Below are 16,687 nucleotides of genomic sequence, written 5' to 3' on the forward strand. Positions count from 1 at the left end.
GGTTCTAAGTCTTCCTGAAGCACTCGTCGGTGGTCCACGCCGCTTCGACCCGGCACTCGCCGCGCGCCAGGGCCGCCAGCACCCGTTCCTTCGCACCGGCCACCGAGCTGCGCTGGGCATCGAGGATGGCGCGCAGGCGGTCGATCTCTTCCAGCCGGGCCTCCAGTTGGCCGAGCAGCGCGTCCTTGAGCGCGGCGCCCTGCAGCGCGGCGATGCGCCGGATCGTGTCCAGCGAAAAGCCCAGTTTCTGGCCGAGCTGGATCAGGTCCAGCCGCTCCAGCGCGCTGTCCTGGTAGACCCGGTAACCGTTCGCGCCGCGCTGCGCCTTCGGCAGCAGCCCTTCTTTCTCGTAGTAGCGGATGGTCGATGCCGGAATGCCGGACCGCTCCGCCAGTTCGCCGATTTTCATTTGATGCTTGACCTTCAAGTTGACTTCAAGCTTAGGATAACGCATCCCTGACGATTCCGAGACCCGACCATGCTCTTCACGCCCCTGACCCTGCCGAACGGCGCCGTCGTCCCCAACCGCCTGGCCAAGGCCGCGATGGAAGAAACCCTTGCCGACGCCGGCCAGTTGCCGGGGCCGCGCATCCAGCGCCTGTACCAGCGCTGGGCCGAAGGCGGCGCGGGCCTGCTCATCACCGGCAACGTGATGGTCGACCGCCGTGCGCTGACCGGGCCGGGCACCATCGCCCTCGAAGCCGGCACGCCGCTGGCGCCGTTCACGGCATGGGCGCGGGCGGCGCGCGCGCATGGCGCGCAGGTATGGATGCAGATATCTCACCCGGGCCGCCAGGTGATGGCGAACATGGGAGGATTGGCGTGGGCGCCGTCGGCGGTGGCGCTGGACCTGGGCAAGCACAGCAAGATGTTTGCGCAGCCGGTGGCGATGACGGCGGCCGATATCGCGGAAGTGATCGAACGCTTCGCCGCCACCGCGCATGCGGCCGCGCAGGCCGGCTTCACGGGCGTGCAGATCCACGCGGCGCACGGCTATTTGATCTCGCAATTCCTGTCACCGCTGACCAACCGTCGCGACGATGCCTGGGGCGGCAGCCTCGCGCATCGCGCGCGCCTGCTGCTGGAGGTGGTGCGGGCGGTGCGCGCCCGCGTGGCGCCGGGCTTTTGCGTCGCCGTGAAGCTGAATTCCGCCGACTTCCAGCGCGGCGGCTTTTCCGAAGACGATGCGAAGCAGGTGCTGGCGATGCTGAACGCCGAGCGCGTCGACCTGGTCGAGCTGTCGGGCGGCAGTTACGAGAGCCCCGCCATGCAGGGCCGCACCGCCGATGGCCGCACGCTTGCGCGCGAAGCCTACTTCCTCGAATTCGCCCGCGAGCTCACCGCAGTTGCGCGGATGCCGCTGATGACAACCGGCGGCATTGCACGCCGCGCCATCGCCGAGCAGGTATTGCAAAGCGGCGTCGCCATTGTCGGCATCGGCACTGCGCTGGCCGCCGTGCCCGATTTGCCGCGCCAGTGGCAGGCAGGGAGGGAGCCGGTGGCCCGCATGCCGGCCGTCGCCTGGCAGGACAAGGCGCTGACCAGCCTCGCGCAGATGGCGCTGGTGCGGCGCCGCCTGCATGCGTTGGCCAAGGGCGGCGGGGCACTGGCCGCCTACAGCCCCGTCGTCACGCTGGTGCTCGACCAGTTGCGCGGCCTGCGCCTGACGCGCCGCTACCGGAGCTGGAGCAGGGCGGCATCGACCCAGCGTGGTTAAGATGCCGACTTGCTTACGGGGCCGAGTTTTCGCTGCACAAACGGGCTTTTGTGCATCTGAAATTTGCATGAAAGCCCGTTTTTCCAACGTTTGTGCTAAATCGGTCTTGTAAAAATCGCTCGACGTCCAGCGTGGTGCATCGCAATAAGCTAGAATGAAGGCCCCCTACGCGCCAGTTCGTCAGCATCCGATAGCCCATGAACGCTCCAGCAAACATCCACGCCCTGCTCGAAGAAAACGCGCCCGCCCGCCTGCGCGAAATCCCCTACAACTACACTTCGTTCTCCGATCGCGAGATCGTGATCCGGCTGCTGGGCGAATCCTCGTGGCGCCTGCTGGACGAACTGCGCGGCGCACGCCAGACCGGCCGTTCGGCACGCATGCTGTACGAAGTCCTGGGCGACATCTGGGTGGTGCGCCGCAACCCGTATCTGCAGGACGACATGCTGGACAACCCGAAGCGGCGCGCCAAGCTGATCGAAGCCCTGCATCACCGCCTGGCCGAAGTCGACAAGCGCCGGCTGACGGTGGACGCCAGCGAGAACCTCGACGCCGCCACCAGCGCCGCGCGCAGCCTGGCGGTCGAACAGCTGCTCGAAGCGGCCCGCAAGGCGGTCGACGACTTCGGCCGCGAGTTCCGCGAGATGTACGACCTGCGCAAGCGCGCCAAGGCCGTGCTGGGCCGCTACACGGACAAGCGCAACATCCGCTTCGACGGCATGCACCGCACCTCGCACGTCACCGACGCCACCGACTGGCGCGTCGAGTATCCTTTCCTGGTGCTGGTGCCGGACACCGAGGACGAGATGGCCGGCCTGGTGAAGGGCTGCATCGAACTCGGGCTGACCATCATCCCGCGCGGCGGCGGCACCGGTTACACGGGCGGCGCAATTCCCCTGAGCCCGATGTCGGCGGTAATCAATACCGAAAAGCTGATCGGCATGGGCGAGGTCGAGATGAGCCGCCTGCCAGGCGTGGAGCGCGAGTACGCGACCATCTACACCGGCGCCGGCGTGGTGACCCAGCGCGTCTCGCAGGCCGCCGAGAAGGCCGGCTTCGTGTTCGCGGTCGATCCGACCTCGGCCCACGCCTCCTGCATCGGCGGGAACATCGCCATGAATGCGGGCGGCAAGAAGGCCGTGCTGTGGGGGACGGCGCTCGACAATCTCGCTTCCTGGCGCATGGTCGACCCGAACGGCGACTGGCTGGACGTGACCCGCGTCGACCACAACCTCGGCAAGATCCACGACGCCCCGGTCGCGACGTTTAAACTCGAATGGACGCATCCGTCGGAGAAGGGCGCGCCCAGGGGAGCGCCGTTCCGCACCGAGATGCTCAGTATCGAAGGCCGCCGCTTCCGCAAGGAAGGCCTGGGCAAGGACGTCACCGACAAATTCCTGGCCGGCCTGCCGGGCATCCAGAAAGAAGGCACGGACGGCCTGATCACCTCCAGCCGCTGGATCCTGCACAAGATGCCGAAGTTCACGCGCACCGTGGCGCTGGAATTCTTCGGCCAGGCGCGCGATGCGATTCCGTCGATCGTCGAGATCAAGGATTACCTGGACAGCCTGCCCAGGAACGGCAAGCCGGAATTCGAAAGCCTGCGCCTGGCGGGCCTGGAGCACCTCGACGAGCGCTACCTGCGCGCGGTCGGCTACGCCACCAAATCCAAGCGCGGCACGCTGCCGAAGATGGCGCTGTTCGGCGACATCGTCGGCGACGACGAGAATGCTGTCGCGCAGGCCGCATCGGAAGTGGTGCGCATCGCGAACACCCGCGTCGGCGAAGGCTTCATTGCCGTCAGCGCGGAAGCCAGGAAAAAATTCTGGCTGGACCGCGCCCGCACGGCCGCCATCGCACGCCACACCAACGCCTTCAAGATCAACGAAGACGTGGTGATTCCCCTGAACCGCATGGGCGAATACACGGACGGCATCGAGCGCATCAACATCGAGCTGTCGATCAAGAACAAGCTGCAGCTGGCCGGTGAATTGCACGCCCTGGTCGCCTCCGGCCAGCTGGAAGTGGCCAAGACCGACGACACCACCGGCGAGGGCGTGTCGAAGGAAGAAATCATGGGCGACCGTCCGCAGCAGGCCGAGGAACTGCTGGCGAAGACCGCGGCGCGCTGGGGCTGGCTGCTGGCGAATCTCGACCAGCCGCTGGCCGCCGTGCGCGCCAAGCTGGCCGAATTCGGCCTGGACGGCTTCCACGATACCTTCGAGCGCCGCATCTCGGCGCAGCCGCAGGCGACGCTGTTCGATGTGGTCCAGGACCACACGGTGTGGGTCTCGTGGAAGCAGGACATCCGCGCGCCGCTGCGCCACATCTTCAACGGCGCGGCGTACAAGCCGATCCTGGACGAGGCCACCGCCATCCACCAGCGCGTGCTGCGCTCGCGCGTGTTCGTGGCGCTGCACATGCACGCGGGCGACGGCAACGTCCACACCAACCTGCCGGTGAATTCGGACGATTACGCGATGCTGCAGGACGCCCATAAAGCCGTCGAGCGCATCATGAAGCTGGCCCGCTCGCTGGACGGCGTGATCTCGGGCGAACACGGCATCGGCATCACCAAGCTCGAATTCCTGACCGACGAAGAGATCCACGACTTCCGCGAGTATAAAAAGCGCGTCGATCCGGAAGGCCGCTTCAACAAGGGCAAGCTGCTCAACACCGATACCGCCTACGCCGACCTGCGCAACGCCTACACGCCGTCCTTCGGCCTGATGGGCCACGAGTCGCTGATCATGCAGCAGAGCGACATCGGCGCCATCGCCAACAGCATCAAGGACTGCCTGCGCTGCGGGAAATGCAAGCCGGTCTGCACGACGCACGTGCCGCAATCGAACCTGCTGTATTCGCCGCGCGACAAGATCCTCGCGACCTCCGCGCTGATCGAAGCCTTTTTGTATGAAGAACAGACCCGCCGCGGCGTCTCGATCCGGCACTGGGAAGAATTCGAAGACGTCTCCGACCACTGCACCGTGTGCCACAAGTGCGTGACGCCGTGCCCGGTCAACATCGACTTCGGCGATGTCTCGATGAACATGCGTAACCTGCTGCGCAAGATGGACAAGCGCAGCTTCAAGCCGGCCAACCGCGCCGCCATGTTCTTCCTGAACGCGACCGACCCGACCACCATCAACGCCACCCGCAAGGCGATGGTCGATTGGGGCTACAAGGCGCAGCGCCTCGGCGCCAGCGTGCTGAAGGCGGTGGCCAAGGAACAGACCAAGGCGCCGCCCCCGACCACGGGCAAGGCGCCGATCCGCGAGCAGGTGATCCACTTCGTGAACAAGAAGATGCCGGGCAACCTGCCGAAGAAGACCGCGCGCGCCCTGCTCGACATCGAGGACGACAAGGTCATTCCCATCATCCGCAATCCGAAGCTCACCAACGCGGACACGGAAGCGGTGTTCTACTTCCCGGGCTGCGGCTCCGAGCGCCTGTTCTCGCAGGTGGGCCTGGCGACCCAGGCGATGCTGTGGGAAGTGGGCGTGCAGACCGTGCTGCCGCCAGGTTACCTGTGCTGCGGCTATCCGCAGCGCGGCGCCGGCCAGTACGACAAGGCCGACAAGATGATGACGGATAACCGCGTGCTGTTCCACCGCATGGCGAACACCCTGAACTACCTGGACATCAAGACGGTGCTGGTGTCCTGCGGCACCTGCTACGATCAATTGGCGACCTACGAGTTCGAGAAGATCTTCCCGGGCTGCCGCATCATGGACATCCACGAGTACCTGCTCGAGAAGGGCGTCAAGCTGGAAGGCGTGACCGGCACCCGCTACATGTACCACGATCCCTGCCACACGCCGATGAAGCTGCAGGATTCGATCAAGACCGTGAACGCGCTGGTCCAGACCGTCGACAACGTGAAGATCGAGAAGAACGACCGCTGCTGCGGCGAGTCGGGCACCTTTGCCGTGAGCCGCCCGGACATTGCGACCCAGGTCCGCTTCCGCAAGGAAGAAGAGATGGAGAAGGGCGCGGATAAACTGCGCGCCGACGGCTTCAAGGGCGACGTGAAAATCCTGACCAGCTGCCCGTCATGCCTGCAGGGCCTGTCGCGCTACAACGACGATTCGGGCACGACCGCCGACTACATCGTGGTCGAGATCGCGCGGCATCTGCTGGGCGAGAACTGGCTGCCGAACTACGTGGCCAACGCCAACAACGGCGGTATCGAAAGGGTGCTGGTATGACGTTCACGGTGAGTGGCTGCGAGCTGTGCGAACTGGCGGCGTCGGCGAAAGTGGCCGCGAACGACAAGTTCTCGGTGATCCTGGCGAACGAGGCCAACTACCCCGGCTTCGCCCGCGTGATCTGGAACGAGCATGTGCGCGAAGTGAGCGACCTGGCGGACGAAGACCGCCTGCTGCTCAACGAGGCCGTCTGGAAGCTGGAGCAGGCGGTGCGCGAGGTAATGCAGCCGCTGAAGGTGAACGTGGCCAGCCTCGGGAACGTGGTGCCGCATTTGCACTGGCATGTGATTCCGCGCTATGCGGACGACGCGCATTTTCCGGCGCCGGTCTGGGCGCAGGCGGTGCGGGAGACGCCGGCTGAGGTGCTCGAGGCGCGGCGGGGGCTGGTGCCGGAATTGAAACGGGCGATCGAGCGAAAGTTCGCGAACGGCTAAAATTACAGCAATCCGCTGCTTCAGCACGTCGTTCCCGCGCTAACTCTCATCGCTAGGTCAACAGATCATGCCCACCCCAACCAAGCTCACCATCCGCCAGCAATCCCGGATCCTCGAAATCAGCTTCGACGACGGCACCGCCTTCGCCATCCCCTTCGAATTGATGCGGGTCTATTCCCCCTCGGCCGAAGTCAAAGGCCACGGCCCCGGCCAGGAAGTGCTGCAGGTCGGCAAGCGGGAAGTCGGCATCAAGGGTGTCGAGCCGGTCGGCAATTACGCCATCAAGCCGCTGTTCACCGACGGCCACGAGTCCGGCATCTACACCTGGGATTACCTGTACAAGCTGGGCAAGGAAGAGCAGGCGCTGTGGCAGGATTACCTGCAGCGCCTGCACGCGGACGGCTTCGCGGGCGACAGCGGACGCGAGCCGGGTTCGGTGCTGCCGGGCGCGCCCGCCAAAGCCGCCAGCGGCTGCGGCCATCACCATTAAGAACCTATCCCAGTAGGGAATGAGTCGTTGCTGACGCGCCTGACAAGCGCGTGCGGCGTTGCTCGTCGTTGCATGGCTCGCCATGCGGCCTCCTCGCGCCTGGCCCGCGCTTGCCATGCATCGTCATCAACTTCCTCCTCCCTACTGGGATAGGTTCTAAGCACCACGTCAACGAAAAAAGCGCCGGCGAAACCCGCACGGCGCTTTTTTTGAGCCGGTCGAGCCGGCTAATCGGCGATTACGCCTGCGGCTGGATGTTGGCAGCCTGCTTGCCCTTCGGGCCGGTGGTGATTTCGAAGCTGACGCGCTGGTTTTCCGCCAGGGACTTGAAGCCGGCCGTGTTGATCGCCGAGAAGTGCGCGAACAGGTCGTCGCCGCCATCGTCCGGTTTGATGAAGCCGAAGCCCTTGGAGTCGTTAAACCATTTCACAGTGCCAGTCGCCATGTCTTTTCTCTCTTTAAAGGATTGTCCAAACTATGCCGCGTCCCAGGTCTTCGCCTGGCGGACTCGGCAGAGCTAAATCACTATAAGCAAAATTTAAGGAAAGTGCTGCACGATTGAAATAAAGTTTTTGCCAGTGTTGTTATTTCCGCGACAACAGCTCAACAGTATGCGCGGAGGTGCATCCGTGAGGAAAAAATGCTTGCATCGACGAATGTTCCCAGAGATGGCGGCATGCACGCGTCTCCCTGCATGCCGCTTGTATAATGCAAGAAGATCAAACTGGCAAACGATATGACCAACACCACCCATTTCGGCTACAAGACCGTTTCCGAGGACGAGAAGGTCCACGAAGTCGCCAAGGTTTTCCACTCGGTCGCGTCGAAGTACGACGTGATGAACGACCTGATGTCCGGCGGCCTGCACCGCATCTGGAAGACTTTCACCATCGCCCAGGCGGGCATCCGCCCCGGCTTCAAGGTGCTCGACATCGCCGGCGGCACCGGCGACCTTGCCAAGGCCTTTGCGAAGCAGGCGGGCCCGAGCGGCGAGGTCTGGCTCACCGACATCAACGAATCGATGCTGCGCGTCGGCCGGGACCGTCTATTGAATAAGGGCCTGGTGACCCCCACCTTGCTGTGCGACGCGGAAAAGCTGCCGTTCCCGGACAATTACTTCGACCGCGTCAGCGTGGCCTTCGGCCTGCGCAACATGACGCACAAGGACCTGGCGCTGGCGGAAATGCGCCGTGTGCTGAAGCCCGGCGGCAAGCTGCTGGTGCTGGAGTTCTCGAAGGTCGCCGCGCCGCTGCAGAAGCCGTACGACGTGTATTCGTTCTCGGTGCTGCCGTGGCTGGGCCAGCGCATCGCGGGCGATGCCGAGAGCTACCGCTACCTGGCCGAATCGATCCGCATGCATCCCGACCAGGAAACCCTGAAGTCCATGATGGAAACGGTGGGCCTGGAACGGGTGCAGTACTACAACCTGACCGCCGGTGTCGCCGCACTCCACACCGGCATCAAACTTTGAGGTGTCCACGATGAAGAAATTCTTGGCCAGCACGATGATCGCGGTGACCGCTCTGTCCTTCGTCGCCGACGCATTCGCACGTCCGGTGGGCGGCGGCCGTTCCTTCGGCCGCCAGTCGTCTTCGGTCAGCCGGATGCGCACGCCGGCCCCGGCGCCCGCGCCGGCGCCTTATCAGCAGCCGGGCTACCAGCAACGCCCGGCGCCGGCCCCGATGGCGCCGCAGCAGATTCCGCAAAAGCGTCCGGGCATGTGGAAGGGCGTGCTGGGCGGCGCGCTGCTGGGCCTGGGCCTGGGCGCGCTGTTCTCGCACTTCGGCATCGGCGGCGCCATGGCCAGCGCGCTGTCCTCGATCCTGATGATCCTGCTGCTGGTGTTCGCCGTGATGTTCATCGTGCGCATGTTCCGCCGCAAAGCCACCCCGGCCAATTCGCAGTTTTCCGGCTTTAATCCGAATCCTGTGCCGGCCACCGGCACGCCGGAAATCGGTTCCGGCCTGAACCAGGGCTGGCAGCCGAACTCGTCGAACAACTATTCCGGCGGCTACAACCAGCCGACTTCGAACGTCTCGCTGAACAAGCAGGCCGCCCACGAGCAGTGGGGTGTGCCGGCCGGCTTCGACACCGAGGCCTTCCTGCGCCACGCGAAAGCCTCCTTCATCCGCATGCAGGCCGCCTGGGACCGCGGCGACACGGCCGACCTGCGCGAGTTCACCTCGCCCGAAGTCTTCGCCGAGCTGCAGCTGCAGATCCAGGAACGCGGCGGCAACCAGGACTACACCGAGGTCGTCTCGATCGACGCCCAGCTGCTGGGCATCGAAACCACCGAGCGCGACTACCTGGCCAGCGTGCAGTTCAACGGCATGATCCGCAACGCCCCGGGCGCGCCGGCCGAGCCCTACGTCGAAGTGTGGAACCTGGCGAAGCCGCTGAACGGCAGCGGTGGTTGGGTCCTGGCGGGTATTCAGCAAATTACCTAATATTTTTGACAATTTTTGTCAGAACGATCTGTGCCGCCGGGTTTGTGCCCCGGCGAACTGGTAAGATCGAAACCGCCCAAGCAGGGCGGTTTTTTTTTGAACGCAAGTATCAATGTCACCGACTTCTTCTTTATTCGTAGCGACCGTCAATCACCTGCTGGCCCAGGAAGCCTGGGCGCGCGATACCCTGATGCGCAAGGCCGGCAAGGTCGCCTGCATCAGTGTCGAGCAACTGCGGGGCCAGCTTCGCCTGTGCATGCGCGTGGCCAGGGATGGCATGCTGGAAGTGGCCGGCGACGGCGAGGCGCCGGACGTGACCATCCACGTCAAGCTCAGCGACCTGCCGCTGATCCTGCAGAACCGTGACCGCGCCTTTTCCTATGTGCGCATCGACGGCGACGCCGAATTCGCCAACACCATCTCCCAGCTGTCGAAAGGCCTGCGCTGGGATGCCGAGTACGACCTCGAACGCTTTTTCGGCCCGATCGCGGCGGCCCGCCTGGTGGGCGGCGCACGCGCGGCCGTCTCGCATGCGACCGGCGCCTCGCGCCGGCTGGCGGAGAACGTCGCCGAATTCCTGCTTGAAGAGCGCCGCGTCCTGCTGCGCCCGAGCACCGTCGATGCCTTCGCGGAGGACGTGAACCGCACCCGCGACGACGTCGAGCGCGCCGCCAAGCGCATCGCCAAACTGGAGCAGAAACTGGAACAGCGGCTGGCCCAGCGCAGCGCCGCCACCGTTCCCGCACTCCCGGACCCCAAATCGGATAGCTGATGATCCTGAAATTCCTGCGCCTGCTGAAAATTCTGACCGTGTTCACGAAATACGGTCTCGACGAAATCGCGATGTCCGGCCTCGACGTGCCGCGCACCGCCCGCTTCATCAACACCATGTTCTTCTGGCGCCGCATCACCTCGCCGCGCGCGATCCGCCTGCGCCTGGCGCTGGAAGAGCTGGGCCCGATCTTCGTGAAGTTCGGCCAGGTGCTGTCGACCCGTCCCGACCTGATGCCCGAGGATATCGTGGCCGAGCTGTCGTTGCTGCAGGACCGCGTGCCGCCCTTCGATTCCGATCTCGCCATCGCCCAGATCACGCGCTCTCTCGGCGCCCCGCCCAGCGAGCTGTTCGCCACCTTCGAGCGCACGCCGGTGGCCTCGGCCTCGATCGCCCAGGTCCACTTCGCCACGCTCAAGAACGGCAAGGAAGTCGCGGTCAAGGTGCTGCGCCCCGGCATGAAGACCACCATCGACGAAGACCTGGCCCTGATGCAGATGGCGGCCGGCCTGATCGAAAAAGTGTGGCCGGACAGCCGCCGCCTGAAGCCGCGCGAAGTCGTCGCCGAATTCGACAAGTACCTGCACGACGAACTCGACCTGATGCGCGAGGCGGCCCAGGCCAGCCAGCTGCGCCGCAACTTCGCCAACTCGACCTTGCTGATGGTCCCGGAGATGTACTGGGATTACTGCTCCAGCAGCGTGATCGTGATGGAGCGCATGAACGGCATTCCGATCTCCCAGACCGACCGCCTGGTGGCCGCCGGCGTCGACTTGAAAAAGCTGTCGCGCGACGGCGTCGAGATCTTCTTCACCCAGGTCTTCCGCGACGGTTTCTTCCACGCCGATATGCACCCCGGGAACATCCTGGTGTCGGTGGAGGAGGCGACCTTCGGGCGCTACATCGCGCTCGACTTCGGCATCGTCGGCACCCTGAACGACTACGACAAGGATTACCTGTCGCAGAACTTCCTGGCCTTCTTCCGGCGCGACTACAAGCGCGTGGCCGAGGCCCACATCGAATCCGGCTGGGCGCCGAAGGAAACCCGCGTCGACGAGCTGGAAGCCGCGGTGCGCGCCACCTGCGAACCGATCTTCGACCGCCCGCTGAAGGACATCTCCTTCGGCCAGGTGCTGCTGCGCCTGTTCCAGACTTCGCGCCGCTTCAACGTCGAGGTCCAGCCGCAGCTGGTGCTGCTGCAGAAGACCATGCTGAACATCGAGGGCCTGGGCCGCCAGCTGGACCCGGACCTCGACCTGTGGAAGACCGCGAAACCCTACCTGGAACGCTGGATGGCCGACCAGGTCGGCTGGCGCGGCTTTGTCGAGCGCCTGCGCGACGAGGCGCCGCGCTTCGCCCAGATCTTCCCGCAGATTCCGCGCCTGGCGCACCAGGTGCTGCACAAGCGCGCGCACAGCGACCTCGACATGGGCGAGCTGATGTACAAGCTGGTGGAGAACCAGCGCCGCACCAACCGCCTGCTGGCCTTCCTCGCCGGCGTCACGGCCGTCGCCGTGGTCGGCCTGGCCGCCATGCATTTCGTCCGCTTCTGACGAACATGCCCGACTTCTCCAACCGCGATCCGCTCGCGCCGGCGTTCTGGGACGAGCGCTTCGATAAGCAGTTCACGCCCTGGGACCGCGGCGCGGCGCCGGCGGCGCTGCGGGCGTTCGTGGCGCAGGCTTCGAAACCGCTGACAACGCTGGTGCCGGGCTGCGGCTCGGCCTGGGAACTGGCCCTGATGCTGGACGCCGGCTGGGACGCCACCGCCATCGACTTTTCACCGAGCGCGGTGGCGCGCGCCAAAGGCCTGGCGGGACGGCACGCCGGCCATATCGTGCAGGCCGACTTCTTCGACTACCTTCCTTCGAAACCGCTCGACCTGGTCTACGAGCAGGCCTTCCTGTGCGCGCTCCCGCGTGCGCGCTGGCCGGAGGTGGCCGCGCGCTGGGCGCAGCTGCTGGCGCCCGGCGGCCTGCTGGCCGGTTACTTCTTCTTCGACGATTTGCCCAAGGGGCCGCCCTTCGGCATCGCGCGCGACCGGCTGGATGCGCTGCTGGCGCCTTACTTCGAGTGCATCGCCGACGATGCGGTCAACGATTCGATCCCGGTGTTTGCAGCCAAGGAGCGCTGGATGGTCTGGCGCAGACGGCCCTGAACCCCGCCGCGCAATAAGCGATCATGCGCGGCGCGATCGCCGCCATGTCGGACGAGGCGGCGCTGCCTGCCGACAGCTGGTCCAGGCGCCCGGTGTCGCTCAGGGTCAGCGTCAGGGCCCCGGTCAGGAAGTGGTAGCTGTAGAACAGGTCGTCCATGCCGGCATCCGGCAGCACCCGCTGCAGCAGGCCGATGAAGCGACGCACTACCGGATCGAAGTGGCTGGTCATGGTGTCCGCGCCCCAGCCAGGGGCGCTGTTGACCAGGCCGAGCAGGGCGAAATAATGCTTCCAGCCCGGATCGCTGTGGCGGGCGCGGTCGAGCAGGGGCATCAGGAAGGCCGAAGCGATGCCTTCGACCGTCATGCCATCGCCGCATTCCGCTTCGTAGCGGTCCATCGCGTCCATGCGGTCCTGGTTGATCGGGGCGGCGCGGCGCGCGAACACCGCGTCGAACAGTGCCTGCTTGGTGCCGAAATAATAATGGACCAGGGCCGAGTCGACCCCGCATTCGACGGCGACGGCGCGCACCGTCACGCCATGGAAGCCATGCACCGAAAACAGTTTTTCGGCCGCATCCAGGATTACCGGAGCGGTTTCCTTGCCGCCCGCGATCCTGGGACGGCGGCCAAGCCGGGGTTCGGAAGTGCGCGTCATCGTGGCTTCGTAAAAGAAAAGGGCCCGCGGAGGGCCCTGATTTGAAGTCGTTCTTTTATGGCTTCGCGGCGATGGTCCTAGACCGGTCGCGCAAACTTCTGTTTCTTTTCAGCTGAGCTGAGAAGTGCTATTTAAACAGGTATGTTGATGTTCGGCAAACGTAACTCATCCATTATGCGGAATAAAAACAACACTGTTGCCGAATAGCAGCAAGTTATCAGGGCATTCATCCAGCCTGGCCGCAGCGCCAACGGGCAAAAGCTTCCGCAAAAGCTTTATAATTCAGGGTTTTGATGATTTTTGCGGAGTATTCAGATGCCGATTTACGCTTACCGCTGCGATGAATGCGGGTTTGCCAAGGATGTGCTGCAAAAGATTTCGGATCCGGTCCTGAGCGTCTGCCCGTCCTGCGGCAAGTCCTCGTTCAAGAAGCAGGTGACCGCCGCCGGTTTCCAGCTCAAGGGCACCGGCTGGTATGTGACGGACTTCCGCGGCGGCAGCGCACCGGCGACCGGCACGGCGCCGTCGGCCGAGAGCGGCAGCAATGGCAGCAGCAATAGTAGCGGCAGCGACAGCGGCACCGCCAGCGCCGCGCCGGCAGCGCCGGCCGCACCGGCCGCGAAGCCGGGCGACAGCAGTACCTGATCCCATTGCAGACACCGAATGCGTAAATATTTCATTACCGGCGCGCTGGTCCTGGTTCCCCTGGCGATTACCGCCTGGGTGCTCAACTTCGTGATCAGCCTGCTGGACCAGTCGCTGGTACTGGTGCCGAACGACTGGCAACCGCGCACCTACATTCCGGGCCTGGGCGCGATCATCACGCTGGCGATCGTGTTCCTGACCGGCGTGCTGACCAATAACCTGGTCGGCAAGTGGTTCGTGCGCCTGTGGGAGCGCCTGCTCAACCGCATCCCGGTCGTGAACTCGGTCTACGGCAGCGTCAAGCAGGTGTCCGACACCCTGTTCTCGTCCTCGGGCAACGCCTTCCGCAAGGCCGTGCTGATCCCGTACCCGCACGAGAACTCGCACACGATCGCCTTCCTGACCGGCGTGCCGGGCGGCGACGTGAAGAATCACCTGGTGGGCGACTACGTGAGCGTGTACGTGCCGACCACCCCGAATCCGACCTCCGGCTTCTTCCTGATGATGGAACGCAGCCGGGTCGTCGAACTGGACATGACGGTCGACGCGGCCCTGAAGTACATCGTGTCGATGGGCGTCGTGGCGCCCGAATAGCAAGAATCTAACGCCTGGCAGCAGGCACCGAATAACCAACCTGGATCGAAAAACTATGTCCTCCATGCGTACCAACTACTGCGGCCTCGTGACCGAAGAGCTGCTGGGCCAAACCGTCAGCCTGTGCGGCTGGGTGCACCGCCGCCGCGACCACGGCGGGGTGATCTTCATCGACCTGCGCGACCGTGAAGGCCTGGTGCAGGTCGTCTGCCACCCCGACAATGCCGACGTCTTCAAGGGCGCCGAGCACGTGCGCAACGAGTACTGCCTGCGCATCACCGGTACCGTCGTGAACCGCCTGGAGGGCACCGCCAACGCCAACCTGAAGTCGGGCAAGATCGAGATCAACACCACGCAACTGGAAGTGCTGAACGCCTCGGTGCCGGTGCCTTTCCAGCTGGACGACGACAACCTGTCGGAAACCACCCGCCTGACGCACCGCGTTCTGGATCTTCGCCGCGACCAGATGCAGCACAACCTGCGCCTGCGTTATAAAGTCTCGATGGAAGTGCGCAAGTACCTGGACAACCTGGGCTTCATCGACATCGAAACCCCGATGCTGGGCAAGTCGACCCCGGAAGGCGCCCGTGACTACCTGGTGCCTTCGCGCGTCAACCCGGGCACCTTCTTCGCGCTGCCGCAGTCGCCGCAGCTGTTCAAGCAGCTGCTGATGGTCGCCAACTTCGACCGCTACTACCAGATCACCAAGTGCTTCCGCGACGAAGACCTGCGCGCCGACCGCCAGCCGGAATTCACCCAGATCGACTGCGAAACCTCGTTCCTGACCGAGCAGGAAATCCGCGACCTGTTCGAAGACATGATGCGCGTCGTCTTCAAGAACGCCGCCGGCATCGACCTGCCGAACCCGTTCCCGGTGATGGACTTCGCCACCGCCATGGGCTCCTACGGTTCGGACAAGCCGGACATGCGCGTCAAGCTGCAGTTCACCGAACTGACCGAACTGATGAAGACCGTCGAGTTCAAGGTCTTCAATAGCGCCGCCAACATGACGGGCGGCCGCGTGGTCGGCCTGCGCGTGCCGCAGGGCGGCTCGATGCCGCGTTCGGAAATCGACGCCTACACCCAGTTCGTCGCCATCTACGGCGCCAAGGGCCTGGCCTACATCAAGGTCAACGAGAAGGCCAAGGGCCGTGACGGCCTGCAGTCGCCGATCGTGAAGAACCTGTCGGACGAAGTGCTGGCGCAAGTGCTGGAACTGACCGGCGCCGAAGACGGCGACCTGATCTTCTTCGGTGCAGATAAAGCCAAGGTCGTCAACGACGCCATCGGCGCGCTGCGCGTGAAGATCGGCCACTCGGAATTCGGCAAGAAGGCCGGCCTGTTCGACGACGTCTGGTCGCCGCTGTGGGTGATCGACTTCCCGATGTTCGAGTACGACGACGAAGCCAACCGCTGGACCGCGACCCACCACCCGTTCACCGCGCCGAAGGACGGCCACGAGGACATGCTGGAATCGAACCCGGGCGCCTGCATCGCCAAGGCCTACGACATGGTCCTGAACGGCTGGGAACTGGGCGGCGGCTCGATCCGTATCCACCGCGAAGAAGTCCAGAGCAAGGTGTTCCGCGCCCTGAAGATCGACGCCGAAGAAGCCCAGCTGAAGTTCGGCTTCCTGCTCGACGCCCTGCAGTACGGCGCGCCGCCGCATGGTGGCCTGGCCTTCGGCCTGGACCGCCTGATCACGCTGATGACCGGCTCGACCTCGATCCGCGACGTGATCGCCTTCCCGAAGACCCAGCGCGCACAGGATCTGCTGACCAACGCGCCGTCGGAAGTCGACGAGAAGCAGCTGAAGGAACTGCATATTCGTTTGCGTAACGAGCAGCCGAAAGTCGCTTAAGTAATACCTCGTCGTCCCCGCGCAGGCGGGGACCCAAGTTTGTTCGCGTTCCGTTAGCGCACGCAGAACTTGGGTTCCCGCCTGCGCGGGAACGACGATTCCGGGTAGCGCTACAATAGCCGTATGCCCCACAAAATCCCCGAATCCGTCCTCGTCGTCATCCACACCGCCGACCTCGAGGTCCTGCTGATCGAGCGCGCCGACCGGCCCGGCTTCTGGCAATCCGTCACCGGTTCCCTCGACCGGATCGACGAACCGCTGCTCGAGACCGCCGCCCGCGAGCTGTTCGAGGAAACCGGCATCCACGCCGACGGCGAGACCGTCCGCCTGCACGACTGGCATCTGTCCAACGTCTACGAGATCTACCAGACCTGGCGCCACCGCTACGCCCCCGGCGTCACCCACAACACCGAGCACGTGTTTTCCGTCTGCGTGCCGCGCGATATCCCGATCACGCTGGCGCCGCGCGAGCACCTGCAATATGCCTGGCTGCCGCTGCTGGAGGCGGCCGACCGCTGCTTCTCCAGCTCGAACGCGGAGGCGATTTTGCATTTGCCGCGTCACTTCCCATGCAATCAACCCTGACATGCCAGCCATCCGGTCCGCCCTGGCTCAAAGGGCAAGATCGCCGGCGTGGCGCTGCCTGCCGGCGTATTCAAGTACGCGGCCGAAGACTGAACAGGCCGGGCTCCGGTTGCGATTCGGC

General features: G+C 64.6%; 16 protein-coding genes. 13 read left to right on the top strand and 3 right to left on the bottom strand.

What is annotated here, in order from left to right; translation table 11 throughout:
- Positions 1–4: 4 nt before the first annotated feature.
- Positions 5–409 carry a MerR family transcriptional regulator gene (locus tag ACFPO9_RS15110; RefSeq protein ID WP_379771942.1) on the bottom strand — a complete coding sequence of 135 codons (405 nt, stop codon included), beginning with the start codon at positions 407–409 and terminating at the stop codon, positions 5–7.
- A 69-nt stretch (positions 410–478) separates the two neighbouring features.
- On the opposite strand from ACFPO9_RS15110, the gene ACFPO9_RS15115 reads away from it, so the two are divergent.
- From ACFPO9_RS15115 to ACFPO9_RS15130, 4 genes are all read left to right on the top strand, one after another.
- The gene (locus ACFPO9_RS15115) at positions 479–1,717 is read left to right on the top strand and encodes an NADH:flavin oxidoreductase/NADH oxidase family protein (RefSeq protein WP_379771943.1); all 1,239 of its coding nucleotides are present in this window, start codon (positions 479–481) and stop codon (positions 1,715–1,717) included.
- Positions 1,718–1,914: 197 nt separating this feature from the next.
- A complete protein-coding gene (locus tag ACFPO9_RS15120) occupies positions 1,915–5,925 on the top strand; it encodes a DUF3683 domain-containing protein (protein ID WP_379771944.1) in 4,011 nt (1,336 codons plus the stop codon).
- On the top strand, positions 5,922–6,359 hold the full coding sequence (locus ACFPO9_RS15125) for an HIT family protein (protein ID WP_379771945.1): 438 nt from the start codon (positions 5,922–5,924) through the stop codon (positions 6,357–6,359). Before ACFPO9_RS15120 ends, ACFPO9_RS15125 begins: the two co-directional genes overlap by 4 nt.
- Positions 6,360–6,426: 67 nt before the next feature.
- Entirely contained in the window at positions 6,427–6,849 is a 423-nt protein-coding gene (locus ACFPO9_RS15130) for a gamma-butyrobetaine hydroxylase family protein (RefSeq protein WP_379771946.1), read from the top strand.
- 238 nt (positions 6,850–7,087) lie between these two features.
- Here the strand turns inward: ACFPO9_RS15130 and ACFPO9_RS15135 are convergent, their stop codons facing one another.
- Complete coding sequence (locus ACFPO9_RS15135; protein WP_230024400.1) at positions 7,088–7,294, bottom strand: cold-shock protein; 207 nt, start codon at positions 7,292–7,294, stop codon at positions 7,088–7,090.
- A 291-nt stretch (positions 7,295–7,585) separates the two neighbouring features.
- Here ACFPO9_RS15135 and ubiE point away from each other — a divergent pair, with 291 nt between their 5' ends.
- The 5 genes from ubiE (at position 7,586) to ACFPO9_RS15160 (ending at position 12,226) form a co-directional block, all read left to right on the top strand.
- Entirely contained in the window at positions 7,586–8,320 is a 735-nt protein-coding gene (gene ubiE, locus ACFPO9_RS15140) for a bifunctional demethylmenaquinone methyltransferase/2-methoxy-6-polyprenyl-1,4-benzoquinol methylase UbiE (protein ID WP_379771947.1), read from the top strand.
- 10 nt (positions 8,321–8,330) lie between these two features.
- Entirely contained in the window at positions 8,331–9,296 is a 966-nt protein-coding gene (locus ACFPO9_RS15145; RefSeq protein WP_379771948.1) for a Tim44 domain-containing protein, read from the top strand.
- Positions 9,297–9,408: 112 nt separating this feature from the next.
- A complete protein-coding gene (locus ACFPO9_RS15150; RefSeq protein ID WP_379771949.1) occupies positions 9,409–10,068 on the top strand; it encodes a ubiquinone biosynthesis accessory factor UbiJ in 660 nt (219 codons plus the stop codon).
- Positions 10,068–11,621, top strand: coding sequence for a ubiquinone biosynthesis regulatory protein kinase UbiB (gene ubiB, locus ACFPO9_RS15155; protein WP_379771950.1), 1,554 nt, complete (start codon positions 10,068–10,070; stop codon positions 11,619–11,621). The genes ACFPO9_RS15150 and ubiB overlap by 1 nt, the downstream gene beginning before the upstream one ends.
- Before the next feature lie 5 nt (positions 11,622–11,626).
- Positions 11,627–12,226 carry a methyltransferase domain-containing protein gene (locus ACFPO9_RS15160; RefSeq protein ID WP_379771951.1) on the top strand — a complete coding sequence of 200 codons (600 nt, stop codon included), beginning with the start codon at positions 11,627–11,629 and terminating at the stop codon, positions 12,224–12,226.
- Here ACFPO9_RS15160 and ACFPO9_RS15165 read toward each other — a convergent pair.
- Positions 12,162–12,881, bottom strand: coding sequence for a TetR/AcrR family transcriptional regulator (locus ACFPO9_RS15165; protein WP_379771952.1), 720 nt, complete (start codon positions 12,879–12,881; stop codon positions 12,162–12,164). The genes ACFPO9_RS15160 and ACFPO9_RS15165 overlap by 65 nt on opposite strands.
- A gap of 315 nt (positions 12,882–13,196) precedes the next feature.
- On the opposite strand from ACFPO9_RS15165, the gene ACFPO9_RS15170 reads away from it, so the two are divergent.
- From ACFPO9_RS15170 to nudB, 4 genes are all read left to right on the top strand, one after another.
- A complete protein-coding gene (locus ACFPO9_RS15170) occupies positions 13,197–13,526 on the top strand; it encodes an FmdB family zinc ribbon protein (protein WP_379771953.1) in 330 nt (109 codons plus the stop codon).
- Positions 13,527–13,544: 18 nt separating this feature from the next.
- Positions 13,545–14,120, top strand: coding sequence for a DUF502 domain-containing protein (locus ACFPO9_RS15175; protein WP_379771954.1), 576 nt, complete (start codon positions 13,545–13,547; stop codon positions 14,118–14,120).
- A 55-nt stretch (positions 14,121–14,175) separates the two neighbouring features.
- Positions 14,176–15,981: an aspartate--tRNA ligase gene (gene aspS, locus ACFPO9_RS15180; RefSeq protein ID WP_379771955.1), complete on the top strand. Its 1,806-nt coding sequence runs from the start codon at positions 14,176–14,178 to the stop codon at positions 15,979–15,981.
- A gap of 123 nt (positions 15,982–16,104) precedes the next feature.
- Entirely contained in the window at positions 16,105–16,566 is a 462-nt protein-coding gene (gene nudB, locus ACFPO9_RS15185; protein WP_379771956.1) for a dihydroneopterin triphosphate diphosphatase, read from the top strand.
- The last annotated feature ends 121 nt before the right edge of the window (positions 16,567–16,687 follow it).

Origin of the sequence: Massilia aerilata, from assembly GCF_042656905.1 — a bacterium.
GTDB lineage: Bacteria > Pseudomonadota > Gammaproteobacteria > Burkholderiales > Burkholderiaceae_D > Telluria > Telluria aerilata.

Coding starts and splice junctions, on each gene's coding strand:
- nudB (WP_379771956.1), top strand. CDS start 16,105: ATGCCCCACAAAATCCCCGAATCCGTCCTCGTCGTCATCCACACCGCC.
- aspS (WP_379771955.1), top strand. CDS start 14,176: ATGTCCTCCATGCGTACCAACTACTGCGGCCTCGTGACCGAAGAGCTG.
- ACFPO9_RS15125 (WP_379771945.1), top strand. CDS start 5,922: ATGACGTTCACGGTGAGTGGCTGCGAGCTGTGCGAACTGGCGGCGTCG.
- ACFPO9_RS15135 (WP_230024400.1), bottom strand. CDS start 7,294: ATGGCGACTGGCACTGTGAAATGGTTTAACGACTCCAAGGGCTTCGGC.
- ACFPO9_RS15170 (WP_379771953.1), top strand. CDS start 13,197: ATGCCGATTTACGCTTACCGCTGCGATGAATGCGGGTTTGCCAAGGAT.
- ACFPO9_RS15165 (WP_379771952.1), bottom strand. CDS start 12,881: ATGACGCGCACTTCCGAACCCCGGCTTGGCCGCCGTCCCAGGATCGCG.
- ACFPO9_RS15115 (WP_379771943.1), top strand. CDS start 479: ATGCTCTTCACGCCCCTGACCCTGCCGAACGGCGCCGTCGTCCCCAAC.
- ACFPO9_RS15150 (WP_379771949.1), top strand. CDS start 9,409: ATGTCACCGACTTCTTCTTTATTCGTAGCGACCGTCAATCACCTGCTG.
- ACFPO9_RS15120 (WP_379771944.1), top strand. CDS start 1,915: ATGAACGCTCCAGCAAACATCCACGCCCTGCTCGAAGAAAACGCGCCC.
- ACFPO9_RS15145 (WP_379771948.1), top strand. CDS start 8,331: ATGAAGAAATTCTTGGCCAGCACGATGATCGCGGTGACCGCTCTGTCC.
- ACFPO9_RS15130 (WP_379771946.1), top strand. CDS start 6,427: ATGCCCACCCCAACCAAGCTCACCATCCGCCAGCAATCCCGGATCCTC.
- ubiB (WP_379771950.1), top strand. CDS start 10,068: ATGATCCTGAAATTCCTGCGCCTGCTGAAAATTCTGACCGTGTTCACG.
- ACFPO9_RS15175 (WP_379771954.1), top strand. CDS start 13,545: ATGCGTAAATATTTCATTACCGGCGCGCTGGTCCTGGTTCCCCTGGCG.
- ubiE (WP_379771947.1), top strand. CDS start 7,586: ATGACCAACACCACCCATTTCGGCTACAAGACCGTTTCCGAGGACGAG.
- ACFPO9_RS15160 (WP_379771951.1), top strand. CDS start 11,627: ATGCCCGACTTCTCCAACCGCGATCCGCTCGCGCCGGCGTTCTGGGAC.
- ACFPO9_RS15110 (WP_379771942.1), bottom strand. CDS start 409: ATGAAAATCGGCGAACTGGCGGAGCGGTCCGGCATTCCGGCATCGACC.